Genomic DNA, 15,517 nt, shown 5'->3' with positions numbered 1-15,517 from the left:
CACCTCCGTTATACATAATAGATTACCTACCTAACATGTGAAAATCAATACAAAGCGCTGATCTCCGCTGATAAAAATAATTTTATTGTGATGTTTCAGATTGTTGTGTATTATACATAAAAGGTAGTTTGGCTACCTAATTAGAATATCATATCATGCCAAACTATAATACGCACAGGATTAAAGGAGAGTATCTGCTATGGAGCATCTCACGCAAAAAAAGAAAGTGACCATTATGATCGCCTTAATGGCGGCGATGTTCTTCGCGGCGATCAATCAGACGATTGTCGGCACCGCGATGCCCCGGATTATTGCTATCCTGGGCGGAATTGAGCATTATACCTGGGTTATTACCATCTATATGCTGACCTCCACCATTGCCACGGTGCTGGTCGGTAAGTTATCCGATATCTACGGCCGCAAGCCCTTCCTGCTCGCCGGGATTGTTATTTTCATCATCGGGGCCTTCCTGTCCGGCTTGTCTGACAACATCTATCAGATGATTACCTACCGCGGGATACAGGGCGTCGGCGGCGGGATACTGATGTCAGCCACCGTCACTGCCGTAGGCGACCTGTTCGCTCCCCGGGAAAGGGCCAAGTGGACGGGAATTATGATGGCCATGTTCGGATTCTCCAGCGTAATCGGCCCGACCCTCGGCGGATTCATGGTCGATCACATGGATTGGCGCTGGATCTTCTGGATCTTCCTGCCGCTCGGTATTGTAGCGTTCATCATGATTTGGAGAATGTTCCCCAAAGGAACACGCGCCGCATCCGAAACGATTGACTATCCGGGCTCCATCTTCCTGTCCCTCAGCATCGTTGCCCTGCTGCTCGGCTTTTCCTGGGCCGGCACCAAATATGCCTGGAGTTCACCGGAAATTCTCGGACTGTTCGCGGCAGCCATTGCCGGTGCAGTCATTCTGATATTGATCGAGCGCAAAGCCAAAAGCCCGGTGCTGCCGCTCTCCCTGTTCAAGAATTCGATTGTCACCATCTCGATGATTATCGGCTTCCTGATGAATGCGGGCATGATGGGTGCCATGATCTATCTGCCGTTCTTCGTCCAGGGGGTAGAAGGCGTGTCCCCGACCAATTCCGGCTTCATCAACATGCCGATGTCGCTGATGATGATTGTGCTCAGCACACTGGCCGGACGCTGGATCTCTAAGTCCGGTAAATACAAGCGCTACGCCATGATCGGCATGCCGTTTATGGTTGCCGCCATGATTATGATGGCCTTCATGAACAGCATCATCATGGCTGTAGCCAGCATGATTGTGTTCGGGATCGGCCTCGGGCTGGCGATGCCGGTATTCACGCTGACCGTGCAGAACGCCGTGGCTCCGCAGATGCTGGGCGTAGCTACAGCTACCACCACTCTTTTCCGTAACCTTGGCGGTACTATCGGGATTGCCGTTATGGGTACCGTGATGAACACATCTCTTACACATAAGCTGGAATCTGCGGTGGCCTCCGGCAAAGGTCCCGACCTGTCCAAGCTTGATCCGGAAGCCGCGGGGCAGCTTACAGCCTTCATGAATCCGCAGCTGCTGCTCGACCAGCCCAAGCTGAAAGAGCTGCATACAACGCTGCCGGAGCAGATCCGGCCGCTCTTCAATCAATTGATTGAGATGCTGCGCGGGGCGCTGAGCGACTCCCTGACGGTAGTGTTCCTGAGTGGTACTGCGCTGCTCGTGATAGCAGCCGTGCTTGTTCTGTTCCTGAAGGAGATTCCGCTGCGTTCCAGCGAATCCAAGACAGAGACTGCTGCAGAGGAAGCCGGTACGGCGGGCAAGCTGCGGAAGGAAACTGCGCCGGCAGGGCATTAACAGATTCGCAAATTATTCCTTATAAATAGCAAAGAGATGTCCCGTAACAGCTGCAGCTGCGGGACATCTCTTTGCTATACTCTGCGATCAGAAGTCATTCTGCTGGCTGTTCAGCTGCTCGAAATATTCGTATACCCCGTTCAGCAGCTCGCTTAAGGTTTCGCTTCGTTCTTTGCCGAGATGGTCAATCATCCCCTGAAAGGTCTCCCGGGATTTCGCCACCGCCATATCCGCAAGATGCGCACCCTTGTCCGTTAGCGTAATGTCGCTGATTCTGCGGTCCTGGCTATCCGGTGTGCGGACAGCGTACCCTTGGGCAATCAGGCTGTTCACCATCTGCGTGACTGTCGGAGAAGTCACTTTGAGAAGCTTGCTGATATCGGAAACCGTCCGCCCCTTGTTGCCTTCCTGCTCCATGCCCTTCTTGATCGAGACCAGCACACGGATTTCACTCGGCTTCAGTCCCCATAACGTCGTCTTGCGCCAATTCATCCGGGCAAACTGCTGAAAAGCCTCTATTAAGTCATCGATATGTTCATATTTGTCTTCGTTCATCGGTACACCCCATAAGCTTTATTAACTTAAGTATAGCCCAAAATAGCCCAAACCCTCCACTCAAGAAACGGATCTGCCCTGTTTAATCCTCTTCCAGGAAAGTCGCATTGAATTTCCGCAGCAGCTCCCCGAAGGAATCCCCCTCTTCATCCGACCAGTTCGCCAGCAGCTTGCCCATAATTTCCTGCCGCACCTGCCGGTTCTCATCCAGGATCTCTTCGCCAAGCTCCGTAATTTGCAGTGTATAGGCCCGTCCGTCCACAGGGTCCGGTACACGGATGATATAACCCTTGTTCTCCAGTGCAGCTGCCTGCCTGCTGACGGTGGAGATATCCAGCTGGAATTCATCGGAGAGCACCTTCACTCCGGCAGTTCCGTTATTAAAAGCAATCTGATGCAGCAGCAGGTAGGCCGCCCGGTCGAGATTGCCGATTTTTTTGTACGTGGTAAGTGAAGTCAGACGGCGGACAAGAACCGCCATTTCCAGCTCTATCGTCTCTATTGAACGTTTCTCCATGCAGTTCCATCCTCTTCTCTTTCTTCATTGACATCGTTCACTCCACTTGTATAATACAAGTATATACTTTCATTATGCAACTTATTTGTGCATGAGATACTTTTCAGGGGGAACCGCTATGAAAGCCCATGAATTTATGATCCGCCAGGTCTACAAGGTCAAGCAGGAAGACACTGTACGGACTTTTATCGAGAAATGCATCACCCACCGGATCAGCGGCATGCCTGTAGTCAATGACCGGAACGAGATTGTCGCTTATCTGAGCGACGGAGATATTATGCGCTATATCGGCAGGCATGAGGATCTGATTGTGGATTCCTTTTTCCAGATCAATGTATTCGTCGGGGATAACGATGAGTTCGAAGAACGGACACGCAAGCTGCTCAATCTGAACGTCATGGCCATCGCCAAGAAGAAAGTGGTCACTGTGCACTACGAAGAGGACATTGAACAGATCGCCACCATTCTCGGCAAAAAGCAGATCAAAAAAGTCCCCGTTGAACGAAACCGTGTGCTGGTCGGCATCATCAGCCGCGGCGATGTCATCCGCCATTCCTTCAAGGCTCTCCTCTAGCCTGCTGTTGTGTTCTGCTATGCAAGCTGCCTTACCGGACTGTTGCCGGCGCCGCGTCTATTGCGGCTCCCGGCCGCACAGCCCATAGAAGAAGATATGGATTAACTCCTCCAGAAACGCATCCTTATCCTCATGTCCTGCCAGGCTGCCCAGCATCTCTCCCGAGCTCCTAATATACAACTGTATGGTTAGCAGAACCGCCTTCACTGACACTTTATCCGAAATTTCTCCCCGGGCTTTGCCTTCTTCCACCATCTGTACCATCAGCGGTACAATTTGCTCTTCATATTGCCGCTGAATATATACGTACATCTCCTGATCATCCACCATAATCTCCTTGATTGACGCCGGCGGTAAGCTGGAATACGTCTCCTTCTCCTTAAAAAGGCTATAGGCAATCAGTTCCTTGAGCGATTTCTGCCGCTGCATTTCTTCCCGGAACTCATCAATGGCCTGCTGGATAAAATCCTTGAAAGACTCGCTGATCAGCGCTTCCTTGCTGCCGAAATAATTGTAAATCGTCACCTGTGACACTCCGGCTTCCCGGGCAATGTCCGCAATTCTCAGCCGCTTCGGCTCCCAGGTATTCAGCATGGAGATCGTTGTCTTCATGATTTTGCCCTTGATTAGCGCCGCCCGCTTCTCAAAACCGTTCATTTCTTCACCCTACCTTGATGTTGTAGCCGGGCTGTATCCCTACCCGAAAAAATAATGAAATATATCAATATTTTCATTTCATAATTATATTGACTTAGGCGTAGCCTGGGACTATTATAACATCTGAAATATCCATTCAATACTATTTCATTATTTTCTGTCGGGGGTGGCAGCATGCTGCAAGTGGAAGGTTTAACGAAACAATTTTCAAACGGCAAGGGGATTCGCGATGTCTCATTTACCGTGAATAAAGGTGAGGTATTCGGGTTCCTCGGCCCCAACGGCGCCGGCAAATCCACAACGATCCGGCATATTATGGGCTTCATGCGCCCAGACCGCGGCTCGGTAACTATCAATGGCCTGGATGCCTGGAAGGGACAGGGCCAGGTGCAGCGCCATACCGGTTATCTGCCGGGCGAGATCAGCTTCATCGACGGCATGACCGGAGCAAGCTTCCTGCAGTTCATGGCCTCCATGCAGGGCGTGAAGGACACAGCCAAACGGGAGATGCTGATCCGGCGCCTCCAGTTTGATGCGGCCACCCCGATCCGCAAGATGTCCAAGGGCATGAAGCAGAAGGTCGGTATTGTCGCCGCCTTCATGCACAGCCCCGAAGTTATTATTCTCGATGAGCCCACCTCCGGCCTGGACCCGCTGATGCAGAAGATCTTCATAGAGCTGGTGCTGGAGGAAAAAGCAGCCGGAACCACCTTCCTGATGTCTTCACACAGCTTTCAGGAAATTGAACGGACCTGCGACCGCGCAGCGATTATCAAAGACGGCAGCATCGTGGCCGTGAAGAATATTCATGAGCTGCAATCTATGCAGCGCAAGCTGTTTGAAGTCATATTCGAGACACCGGAAGACGCATTGCGGTTCGCCGCCTCCGGTCTGATCGTAGATTCTATAGCAGGTAACCGGGTGAGAATTGCTGTTCAAGGCAATTATAATCAGTTCACCGCCGAGCTTGCGAACTATCCGGTCCGCAGCATGGATATCTCTACCCAGAACCTTGAGGATATCTTCATGAACTATTACGACCGGGAGGCGAAGGTGCAATGAATCTGGCCTTATATAAGGAAATGATGCGCGTCAACCTGCGGGGAATTATGAATTATGCCGGGGGTTCGGCTTTTTATATTCTGTTCATGATCTGGCTCTACCCTGGGCTGGCAGATAACACGAAGGCGCTGAACGACCTGGTGCAGGCGATGCCGGAAGGCGTAGGCAAGGCCTTCGGGCTGAATAACGGCTTCTCAAGTGCGGAGGGCTTCATCTCGGGCGAATATTACGGGCTGATTCTCGTATTGATTCTGGCTATAGTATGCGTACAGATGTCTACGCAGCTGGTGGCCAAACTTGTAGACCGCGGCTCGATGGCCTACCTGCTGGCCACACCGACAACACGGAGCAAGGTGGCCTTCACCCAGGCGATGGTGCTGGTTACCTCCTTGTTCATGATTATGGCTGTAACCACACTGTCCGGCTTCGCAGGCAAAGCCTGGTTCCTCGGCAGCGATTACGAGTTCGGAATTGCCAGGTTCAGCCAGCTTAACCTGGTGGCTTTTCTGCTATTCTTCGCCATCGGCGGATTCTGCTTCCTCGTTTCCTGTGCCTGCAATGACGAGAAGAAGGCGCTCGGGATCTCCGGGGCGGTCACTTTCGGGTTCTTCACCCTCGATATTCTCGGCAAAATCAGTGATAAGCTCGATGTGCTGCGCTTCTTCACCCTCTTCAGCTTCTACCGCCCCGGCGAGATTGTCCAGGGAACTGCGGCCTGGGCAGAGGTCTCCATCTGGCTGCTGCTGATTGGGCTGGCCTGCTTCACGATCGGCATCCAGCTGTTCAGACGGCGGGATTTACCGCTATAACCGGTTGGAACCCTGCAAGTCTATTCTCTCCTTGGGATAGTTGCGGCACCCTGCTTTTTGTGTCATTGTAAAAGCAGGTTTAGTCTATTCATCAGGTTTAGTATATTCATAAGGAGAGAACCGTCTTTGCTGCTTATTCATGAACTTATCGCCAATCCCAAAGCCAGGGAAATCTATTTCACCGTAAGGAAACACGGCACCGTCTCCAAACAAAGTCTGCTGGACGAAAGCGGACTGACCATAAGCACGTTAACACGCATTCTGGATGAGCTGCTGTCCCTGGAGCTGCTGGTTGAAGTCGGCTTCGGTGAATCTACCGGAGGCCGCCGCCCCACACTCTATGAGACCAATCCTTCCTACGCCTATCTGTTGGGGCTGGAAATCTCCCGTACCCATGCCAAGCTAGTGCTGACGGACTTTCATCTGCAGCTGTTGGGCGAATATACCTGGAACATGGATGCCGTTCTTACCCCGGAGCTCCTGATGGAATCCCTCCATGATCAAGTACAGCAGATGCTTGCCGCAGCTTCCATTGACCTTAGCCGGGTGGCTGGACTTGGCATCGGCGCAGTCGGTCCGCTGGACCGCAAAGCCGGAGTTATCCTGAATCCGGCCCGGTTCGCGGCACCGGGCTGGTCACAGGTACATATTAAGGAGCAGCTGGAGCAGCGGCTGGCTGTGCCCGTCTATTTGGACAATGGAGCCAATACGGCACTGCTCGGTGAATACTGGGCCAGCAGCAACCGGATGCAGCATCATCTGCTCTACCTCCATGCCGGAATCGGCCTGCGCTCCGCCATCATGAATGATGGACGGCTGCTCTATGGCATGATCGATACCGAGGGGGCTGTCGGGCAGATGATCATCGAAGGCTCGGGGCTGCCGCCGCATGTTCCCGGCGGCAACGCCGGTGCGTGGGAGAGCTATGTGTCCATCCACACTCTGGAAAGACAGGCGCGTGAAGTCTGGCGGCTGGGCAGCAGCGGGCTGCTCCGCAGCCTGGCCGAGAGTGCAGAGCAGCTGGAATTCACCCATTTAATAGAAGCGCTCCATGCCCGTGATCCTGAGGTTGTCCGGTTGTTTCACGAGATGGCCGTTTACTGCGGCATCGGGCTGGCGAATCTGATCAATATCCTCCACCCCGAGGAAGTCATCCTCGGCGGCCCGCTATTCCTCGCGGCAGATGATTTCTATCAGGAGGCGATCCGGATCGCCCTTGAGCGGACCTATTACCGCGAGCAGTATAACGTCCGCTTCACCCGCAGCAAACTGGGTGAACGTTCAGTGGCAGCAGGCGCCTGCGCCATGGTGCTGCATCAGTTGACGAACTAGGGAAACGCAACGGTAAACACATTAATGCATCTATAGTCAATGCACCAGTAATCACAATTATGGATCGATAGTCAATGCACCAGTAATCACACTTATGCATCGATAATCAACGTACCGGTAACACTATAACGCATCGATTATCACTCTAACGCACTGATTATTACTCTAGCTCGCCGATCATCACTCTTGCACACCGACAGTCACTCGTAACGGTACATCAAGGTAATATCGGGGTGGGGCCTATCGGGTGCGAATGTTCGCTGTGAGTGCTTGGCGGGCCTTGGAGAGTGCCGATGTTCACAGAGTACCTGGAAGCTCATCAAATCCGCCTGCCCGCCGGTTACGCGGACTGAGATTCCGTTATTCGGGCAAATCAGGCAGATTTGCGGGACAAGCGGACTCAGATTCCGTTAATTGAGCGAATTCACCTCATTTGTGTCGCGAATCCGCAAGATAAGCGATTCTCAGTCCGCTTCAGCCTCATAAAGAGGTTTTTTGGAGATATAGCGTCTTCTCAGTCCGCTTCAGTTATTGAAGCATGGAACTTTTGTTGCATGCAGCAAATATATTGGAGCTAGATCTTATTTTCTAAAAAAACACCTCCGGATTCCGCTTAACAGCGAATCCGGAGGTGTTTCATTTTGTTGCTTCCTGCTGCCCTTAGCCTCCGAGCACAGGAGCCGAAGATAATCCAAAACGGACAAAAGCGTACCGCTCCTGATAGACAAGCGTGTCCGGCTCCAGGTCTTTGTCGGTCCAGCCCGGCTTATCCTTGAAGCTGTCCGGCCCTACTTTGTAGACCTCACCTTTGATATGGTGATGCGGTCCGAGCAGATTGCGGCAGCTGCCGGTCAGTTCCAGCCGTATCCGGTTCTCTCCTGCATGCAGCAGCCCCGAAATACCGGCTGTATACGGCTCCCACAGGAACCGCCGCACCTCTGTACCATTGATGAACAGCCGGGACACAATGGTGTCCGGCGGCGACTGAAAGGACCAGCTTGCCGGAAGTGCTGCGCCTTCATTAATATGAACGCTCTGCTCAAGCGTGAGGGTGCCGGCAAAGAAAGGGAAGCCCTGCGGGACCAGATCACCGGCTGTTACGGATTCGGGCAGTGCCGTCAGCTTGAAGGGTCCTTCCGTGAACACTGCACGCCGCTCACCATACGTATAGGGCGCAGCGGATTCCACGCCAAAAGCGCCAACGATATAGATACTCTCGAACTCCTGGCCAAACGTCAGGTTGTTGCCCTCCGCCTCAAACAGCTTCGCTTTCTCCAGCTTGGCAAGCAGCTCGCTGCTGGGACTGAACCGGGTGCTCAGTTGCAGAATATTCTCGCCAGCAACCACCATTCCGGCTATAGGGAGGGTACGGAAGGAGATATCCCGCCACCAGCCGCAATCCGCCGGAGACAGCGGCTGTCCGTTCAGCAGCAGTTCCATCTCTTCCGGCTGCTCCAGAGCCAGATAAAGCTCCTGCAGCTCCAGCAGACTGGAATCCGCCCGGAAGCGGAACTCCAGCTCAACGGCCGCTGCCCGGCCATGCGCCAGCAGCTGCTCCTGAATAAAGATGACCGGCTGTTCGGCGGACCACTCGCCGCCATCCAGCCGCATGCGGGCAGTATCCAGCGTCAGGCTGTTCAGCTCAGCGGCTGCAACTGTCCATTCAGATCCCAGCTCAAGGATAGCCGCCTGCTCCCGGCGCTCTGCTGCCTTGTCCCAATCTGCACCTGCCTTGCCATCCTCTGTATCATCAGCTTCACCAGCACCATCCGCAACTGCAACTTCACCGGCATCCGCAGCCTCGTCCTCATCCACCTTCAGCAGCAGGGAATGTGCTGCATAGAGCGGCAAGGTTACCCGTCTTCCTTGCGCAGCAGCTTCGCTGCCCAGTGCAGTAATGCTCCCGGTTTCCGGATCAATCAGTGATACCCGGCCCCGCTGGCGCAGCTCAATGTTCACATTGCCGCAGCTTTCCGTCCCGGAATTAACAATATAATAGACCACCGAATCTTCCAGAGTCACCGACCGCACATTGAGCGTATCGGACGCAAGCTTCTCGCCCTTCTCATTGGTAATCTGCACGAAGGGAGCAGAGACCGCTGTTACCGCGCTGCACAGAGACTCCGCATTCCACTCCGGCTGAACTGCATCCTTCAGCAGCCCTTCCAATCCCCTACTTTCCTCTCCGCTCACCAGTGCCGGAGCAGGTCCGCAGGCGACCAGATGACCGCCCTGCTCTACGAACTCCTGCAGCAGCGCTGCCGTCACCCGGTCCAGTGTCAGGCTCGGCGGAATAATCACGGTGCGGTATGCCGCCTCCCCGACGATGAACTGTCCTTCGCTTACGCGGCCATGGCGGGCAATAATACTCTCACTGCCATAATCATGTTCGATGAGCGCCTGGCAGAGCCAGCGGGTCAGCCGGGCAAAAGCCTCATGATAAGGCACAATAGCGGAAGTGTCCTCCCCGCATTGAGCCAGCCAGGCGGATCTTACCGGGTGAAGCAGGAGTACCTCCGCGCGGCCTGTTCCTTCCGCCAGAATCATCGACAACCGGGCGAAATAGTCGTTGAACCCCCGGTAATCCTTCCACCACGGCTGCTGATAGAACAAGGACGGCGGATAATCGCGCTTGCGCAGCCCCCGGAGCGAATAGCCCTGCAGATGCTGGCAGAGGAAATTGATGCCGTGGACGAACTGCCACTCCCCAATCCGTTTCAGATCCTGGAAGCTGACATTCCAGCCGGAGCAGCCGAAGCTCTCCGTTATCGTCCGCTTTTTCCCGGTCTGGCGGGCCGCCGAGCTAACCTGCTTCGGAACCAGCGGCTCCTCCCCTACGAACCGGCCCAGCCAGTCGCAGCCGGGGATCTGCAAATATTCGTAGAAGGCCATGGGATCTCCGACGGAAGTAACCTGATGCATCAGCTCCTGCTCATCGACTACATGGCCTGTGGCCGCCCATCCCTTGGCGGCACAGAAGTCGCCGATCTGCCTGGCATAGGCTTCTGTGAACATGGCGGTCACCGTGCCCCAGTAGTCATAACGCGCTTTATTTGATCTGCGCTGGCTGAAGAACAGTGCAGGCAGAATCTCCTGCACCGCATAGCCGCTGCGCGTGAAGAACGCGTCCTCCAGCTCGAACGACCACGGCAGTCTGCCTCTGGCGAACTGCGGCTCATCCGTGAAGATCCCCGGCAGCGCAGCACCTTCCGCTTCCAGCTGGCCGAACTCATCCCAGTACCGTTCGTAAGCGGCTGTTATAAACTCGCCCACGGCAAGCTTGCTCAGTGTATCGGTGTAATACGGGTTCACTTCATAATACATGGCGAGCTCCGCAGCGCCGCTGTCTTCCGGCGGCAGCAGACGGTACTCGCCGGAAGCTGATTCAAGCGAATAGCAGGCAATTGCCCTTTCCACCGGATAACGGAACGGCGGCTTCTCCCAGGCCAGCATCTTCTGCTGATAGGCAATCCCTTTAGCCGGAACCTCACCGTCCGCGAAGCCGCTCGGCCAGCCGTTCTCATCGTAGAACCAGGCGTTCATGCCCAGTTCCCTGCCCTTAGCAATCGAGGCACGGACTGCCTCCATCCAGGCTTCGCCCATATAAGGTGTCTGTAGTCCGCCGCGGGCGTGCATGAAGAACCCGCCGATTCCGGCTGCATGCATCTCTTCGATCTGCCGCTCCAGCTCAGCCTGCTCCAGCTTGTCATTCCAGGACCAGAGCGGTGCGGACCGGTATTCTGCCGGTGGACTGGCCAGCTTCTCCCATAGCTTGCTCATCGCCCGCCCTCAGCCCTTCAGGCAGTAGCTGATCAGATCGTCCACATGGGCTGTAGCCAGGCATTCAATCGTATCCGCTGAGCCGTAATAGATTTTGACCTCACCGTTATCCTCAAGAATCATCCCGCCCGGAAAAATAACATGATTGCGGAAGCCCCCGTCAATCTCATAATCCGTCTCCGGCGCCAGCAGCGGCTGCCTGGCCATGCCGATAATCTTACGCGGATCGTCCAGATCCAGCAGCATGATGCCTGCCGTATACCGTTTCTTCCAGGTGGGCTCCCAGCCGTGTTTGCCTCTCGACGGATCAATATCCACCGCATGGAAGGTGGTCAGCCAGCCCTTGTCCGTTCGGACCGGAGGCGCAGCGGGACCAACCTTGTCATTGGCGAACGGCACATGCTCGACAGCAAGCAGCAGGCTGGAATTCCCCCAATACTTGAGATCCGGGGACTCGGATATCCAGGCATCGAAGCGGTCCTGTCCCCCGCGGCTGTATACGGTGAAGGGACGCTCCAGCCGGACATAATTGCCGCCGATCTTCTCCGGGAACAGCACCATATTACGCAAATCCGGAGTAGACAGGCTTAGCACCTCGAAATGCTCCAGATCATCGGTCACGGCAATTCCGCCGCGGATGCCATGCTTCGTATCTACCGCAAAACACATATAGCAGCGTCCTTCGATCACGGTCAGGCGCGGGTCGTAGGCGCGGATAATCTCTTCGTCATGCATTTTGAACACCGGCTTCGGGCCTGCTGTCCAGGTCAATCCGTCATCACTGTAAGCAATGCCGAGATCGGTCGTGTGATGAGGTTCAATGGTCTGCTCAGCCAGCGAGCCGTAATCGTTGCGGAAGATCATCACATATCTGCCGTTAAATTTCGTTACACCGGCATTGAACACCAGTGCGGTAGGATAAGGAACCTTAGATGCATCCAGCACCGGATTAGCCGGATAACGCTGAATGAACGGGGCGGATTGCAGATTTGCGGGAACCTGTAAAGTCATGGGGTGTACCTCCTTGAAATTGAAGATGATTATGGATAAGTCCGTACAGATGATCTCAGGCAGTTACCCTTTGAGGGAGCCCGCCGTCATCTGCATAAAGGACTTGTTGGCAAACAAATAGGCAACGAGAATCGGCAGGATGGACAAGCAGGCGCCCGCCATCATGTAGTGGGTCTGGGAAGCCGCCGAAATCCCGTATTTCAGGTTCGCGAGGCCAACGGTCAGTGTCTGCAGCTCCGGCTTGGTCATGGTGAACACCAGCGGCAGCAGATATTCGTTCCACGCGCCCCGGAAGGTGAACAAGGCGCCTACGCCGAGACCCGGTCCCAGTAGCGGCAGAATAATTCTCCAGAAGGTCCGCCCGAGGGAGCTGCCGTCAATCAGCGCGGCCTCATCCAGCTCCCTGGGAATTCCCTTCATGAAGCTGAACAGAATGAAGAAGATCGAAGCATGCGCGGAGATCAGGATCAGAATGACGCCCCAGAGGCTGCTGTGCAGATGAAGCTTGACCATCAGATCGAATTGCGGACGCAGCACCACTGCCCCGACGGCAACGAACATGGTGAAGGACTGCAGGCCGATATATAATTTTTTGCCGAAAAAGTCCATCCGGTCCACCACATAAGCAGCCATGGATGAAACCAGCAAAGTGCCGGCCACCACCGACAGGGAGACGATCAGGCTGTTCAGGGTGTACCTGGAGAAGTTCGCCTGTTCCCAGGCTTCGGAATAGTTCGAGAAATGCCAGCTGCCAGGCAGGAAGGTCGCCCCGGTGGTCAGCTCGGCATTGGTTTTGAAGGAGCCCAGGATGGTAATAACAACCGGAATCAGGGTTATAAAAGCAAAGACCAGCAAAAATATCCAGAGTACAGTGTTGCCCAGTATGTTTCTTATTCTCATCTCGCGTCTCTCCTCAATCGGTCTGATTCATTCGTCTGGATGCGTAGAAATAGAAGAGTGATATCATCCCTACGATTAGCGCGGATACGAAGGCAACCGCACTGCCGTATCCGAACTCCTGCACCTGAACCGCTGCACTGCCCCCGCCGACAGGGAAGAATAATTTGTACAAGTACAGGAACATAACCTCTGTCTTGCCTACCGGACCGCCTTCAGTCAGCACCATGATACTCTCGTAGCCCTTCAAGGCTGTAATGATGGCCAGCATGATAACCATCTGCATGACCGGCCCCAGCATCGGCAGCGTCACATAGCGGAACTGCTGGATTCTGCCTGCCCCGTCCAGGGAAGAGGCTTCATACACATCCTCGGGGATGTTCTGCAGGCCGGCGAGGAAGAGCAGCATATAATTTCCGACCGCCCCCCACGCCGCGACCAGAATAACCGTAAGCATGGCATGCTTCGGACCCAGCCAGTCAATGCCGGATTCCGACAGATTGAACTTGATCAGGAACTGATTCAGAATCCCGTTGTACGAGTTGAATATCGTGAAGAAGACTACAGCCATAACGGCGGTACTGATGACAGTCGGCATGAAAAAAATTCCCCGCAGCAGCTGTCTGCCCCGCAGCCCGCGGTTCAGGATGGCGGCCAGCAGCAGAGCCAGCGGAATCGTGATCAGCAGCTTGCCGCCTGCGTAGACGAATGTATTTACAACCGAATCCCAGAACTGGGTGTCCTTCAGGATGCGTGTGAAGTTGTCCAGTCCGGTAAACCGGGCTGTTCCGTAGCCTTTATAGTCATAGAACATATAGCGGAACGCCCAGGCAATCGGGTAGATTCCGAGCACAAGTGTCAGAAAGGCACTTGGAAAGATAAAGCTGTATGAGAATAAGGCTTTTTTTGTTTTATTCATAGGTCTCTTCCGACTCCTTTCCTTTGCGGTCAGAGCAGAGGGATGGAGAACGCTGCTTCCCCATCCCCCGCTATCGTGACCTGCTTCTGTCTATTAAGCCTAAGGTTTATTTGGCGAACTTGCCGCCCAGGCTGGCCGGATCAAAGCTGGCATCCGGTTCAGCCTTCACACCGTCATTAGCAATGGCGCTGTCCAGCGCGGCGTTGTAGCGTTTATTCAGATCAGCGATAACCGCTTTCAGATCGCCGCCGTTGAGCATGTACTTGAAGAAGGCGTCATCCGATTTCATGCCCTCGGGAGCAACCGTCGGATAGACCGGCCATACCCCGTCATACTTGTTCGGCAGGAAGCCTTCAATCCCGTTCACATCCGGGGTTTTGGCGACCGCGCTGACCGATGGAACCATGGAGATGCCGAAGCCTTTTTCCTGATAATCGGTCAGCACCTGATCTTCGTACATGAACTGCATGAACTTCCATGCCGCCTCCTTGTTCTCCGATTTGGAGCTCAGCCCCAGCCATTGGCCGCCGAGGAAGCCGGAAGCGCCCTTCACATTGCCGTCAATTGTAGGTACCGGAGCTGCTGCCCAGTCAATCTTCGCCGGGAACTGGTTCTTGTAGACACCCGGCTCTGAGGAGAAGGACATATACATCCCGATCTTGCCCTCCGCGAACTGTGCCCGCAGCGGATCGATATCCAGGGATTCCACACCCGGAAGCATACTGCCGTCATCCTTGATCTGCTTGAACGCATTGATAATAGGCTCGAACCCGCTGAAATCATAGCGGGCAGTCTTGAAGTCATACCCGAACCCGCCGTAGCCGCTCATCTCCGCAATTACCCGCGCCGAGCGTCCGAGCGCACTGCCGGGACTCTTGAAATTCTGTGCAAAACCATACGCGCCATCCGCCTTGCCCGCTTCTGTCAGCTTCTTGGCTGTATCCACCAGCTCCTGCAGAGTAGTCGGTGGATGCTCGATGCCCGCTTTGGCGAACAAATCCTTGTTATACACCAGGCGCATCGTGGTTCCATAGTTTGGAAGACTGTAACGCTTGCCGTCAAATTCGTTCAGATCCGGCATGGCCGGGAACTTCGCCTTAAGCTCATCGGTGAGGAATTCATCAATAGGAGCGAGGAAGCCTTTTTTGTAGAACGTCTGGATGGTGTTCTCCTTCACCCGGATCACATCCGGCGCATCCGAGGTCTGGAAGGACAGATCCAGCGCCGTGTCGAAGTCATCGCCCTTGACGACCAGCTCCACCTCAATCCCGTCGGTGTTGGTTTCGTTGAACTCGGCAACCTTCTCCTTCACGAAATCGGCATCATGCCGGTCGCCCGTCCAGTAGCTGATTTTAATCTTGTCGCCTGAACCTGAACTGCCTGTTGCTGCATCTCCTGTGCCTTCCGCTGCATTGCCGCCATTGCCGCTGCCGTTGCCGCAGGCTGCCAGGCCAAGTGCCAGAATCAGGCTTAACGATGTCATAAGCATACGCTTCATCATTGGTAGTGCCCCCTTATTTATCGCTGCTGAATTTAACTTACAACCTGATTATAGATGGGGTAACGCTTA

General features: G+C 54.4%; 13 protein-coding genes. 5 read left to right on the top strand and 8 right to left on the bottom strand.

The window, feature by feature from the left end; all coding sequences use genetic code 11:
• Positions 1-199 precede the first annotated feature (199 nt).
• Positions 200-1,834, top strand: coding sequence for an MDR family MFS transporter (locus PBOR_RS09150; protein ID WP_042211408.1), 1,635 nt, complete (start codon positions 200-202; stop codon positions 1,832-1,834).
• Positions 1,835-1,921: 87 nt separating this feature from the next.
• On the opposite strand, the gene PBOR_RS09145 is transcribed toward PBOR_RS09150, so the two are convergent.
• Both PBOR_RS09145 and PBOR_RS09140 read right to left on the bottom strand, forming a co-directional pair.
• Positions 1,922-2,389 carry a MarR family winged helix-turn-helix transcriptional regulator gene (locus PBOR_RS09145; RefSeq protein WP_042134894.1) on the bottom strand — a complete coding sequence of 156 codons (468 nt, stop codon included), beginning with the start codon at positions 2,387-2,389 and terminating at the stop codon, positions 1,922-1,924.
• A gap of 82 nt (positions 2,390-2,471) precedes the next feature.
• A complete protein-coding gene (locus tag PBOR_RS09140) occupies positions 2,472-2,906 on the bottom strand; it encodes a MarR family winged helix-turn-helix transcriptional regulator (RefSeq protein ID WP_042211407.1) in 435 nt (144 codons plus the stop codon).
• Positions 2,907-3,024: 118 nt separating this feature from the next.
• On the opposite strand from PBOR_RS09140, the gene PBOR_RS09135 reads away from it, so the two are divergent.
• Positions 3,025-3,480, top strand: a complete 456-nt coding sequence (locus PBOR_RS09135; protein ID WP_039309990.1) for a CBS domain-containing protein — start codon at positions 3,025-3,027, stop codon at positions 3,478-3,480.
• A 57-nt stretch (positions 3,481-3,537) separates the two neighbouring features.
• Here the strand turns inward: PBOR_RS09135 and PBOR_RS09130 are convergent, their stop codons facing one another.
• Positions 3,538-4,137, bottom strand: a complete 600-nt coding sequence (locus PBOR_RS09130) for a TetR/AcrR family transcriptional regulator (protein WP_042211406.1) — start codon at positions 4,135-4,137, stop codon at positions 3,538-3,540.
• Between the two features lie 174 nt (positions 4,138-4,311).
• Here PBOR_RS09130 and PBOR_RS09125 point away from each other — a divergent pair, with 174 nt between their 5' ends.
• The 3 genes from PBOR_RS09125 (at position 4,312) to PBOR_RS09115 (ending at position 7,340) form a co-directional block, all read left to right on the top strand.
• Positions 4,312-5,199, top strand: coding sequence for an ABC transporter ATP-binding protein (locus PBOR_RS09125; protein ID WP_042211405.1), 888 nt, complete (start codon positions 4,312-4,314; stop codon positions 5,197-5,199).
• Positions 5,196-6,008, top strand: coding sequence for an ABC transporter permease subunit (locus PBOR_RS09120; protein WP_042211404.1), 813 nt, complete (start codon positions 5,196-5,198; stop codon positions 6,006-6,008). The genes PBOR_RS09125 and PBOR_RS09120 overlap by 4 nt, the downstream gene beginning before the upstream one ends.
• A 126-nt stretch (positions 6,009-6,134) precedes the next feature.
• Positions 6,135-7,340 carry an ROK family protein gene (locus PBOR_RS09115; protein WP_042211403.1) on the top strand — a complete coding sequence of 402 codons (1,206 nt, stop codon included), beginning with the start codon at positions 6,135-6,137 and terminating at the stop codon, positions 7,338-7,340.
• 660 nt (positions 7,341-8,000) lie between these two features.
• On the opposite strand, the gene PBOR_RS09110 is transcribed toward PBOR_RS09115, so the two are convergent.
• The 5 genes from PBOR_RS09110 to PBOR_RS09090 form a co-directional block, all read right to left on the bottom strand.
• Positions 8,001-11,120 carry a glycosyl hydrolase gene (locus tag PBOR_RS09110; RefSeq protein ID WP_042211402.1) on the bottom strand — a complete coding sequence of 1,040 codons (3,120 nt, stop codon included), beginning with the start codon at positions 11,118-11,120 and terminating at the stop codon, positions 8,001-8,003.
• A 9-nt stretch (positions 11,121-11,129) separates the two neighbouring features.
• The gene (locus PBOR_RS09105; RefSeq protein ID WP_174479810.1) at positions 11,130-12,131 is read right to left on the bottom strand and encodes a glycoside hydrolase family 130 protein; all 1,002 of its coding nucleotides are present in this window, start codon (positions 12,129-12,131) and stop codon (positions 11,130-11,132) included.
• A gap of 63 nt (positions 12,132-12,194) precedes the next feature.
• Positions 12,195-13,031, bottom strand: coding sequence for a carbohydrate ABC transporter permease (locus PBOR_RS09100; RefSeq protein WP_052429393.1), 837 nt, complete (start codon positions 13,029-13,031; stop codon positions 12,195-12,197).
• A gap of 13 nt (positions 13,032-13,044) precedes the next feature.
• On the bottom strand, positions 13,045-13,947 hold the full coding sequence (locus PBOR_RS09095) for a carbohydrate ABC transporter permease (RefSeq protein WP_042211399.1): 903 nt from the start codon (positions 13,945-13,947) through the stop codon (positions 13,045-13,047).
• A gap of 106 nt (positions 13,948-14,053) precedes the next feature.
• Positions 14,054-15,448, bottom strand: a complete 1,395-nt coding sequence (locus PBOR_RS09090) for an ABC transporter substrate-binding protein (protein ID WP_042211398.1) — start codon at positions 15,446-15,448, stop codon at positions 14,054-14,056.
• Between the last annotated feature and the right edge of the window lie 69 nt (positions 15,449-15,517).

The sequence above is a fragment of the Paenibacillus borealis genome, assembly GCF_000758665.1.
Classification (GTDB): Bacteria; Bacillota; Bacilli; order Paenibacillales; family Paenibacillaceae; genus Paenibacillus_AQ; species Paenibacillus_AQ borealis.
The sequence above is the reverse complement of the archived record's forward strand: the minus strand, read 5'-3'. Positions and strand labels throughout refer to the sequence as shown.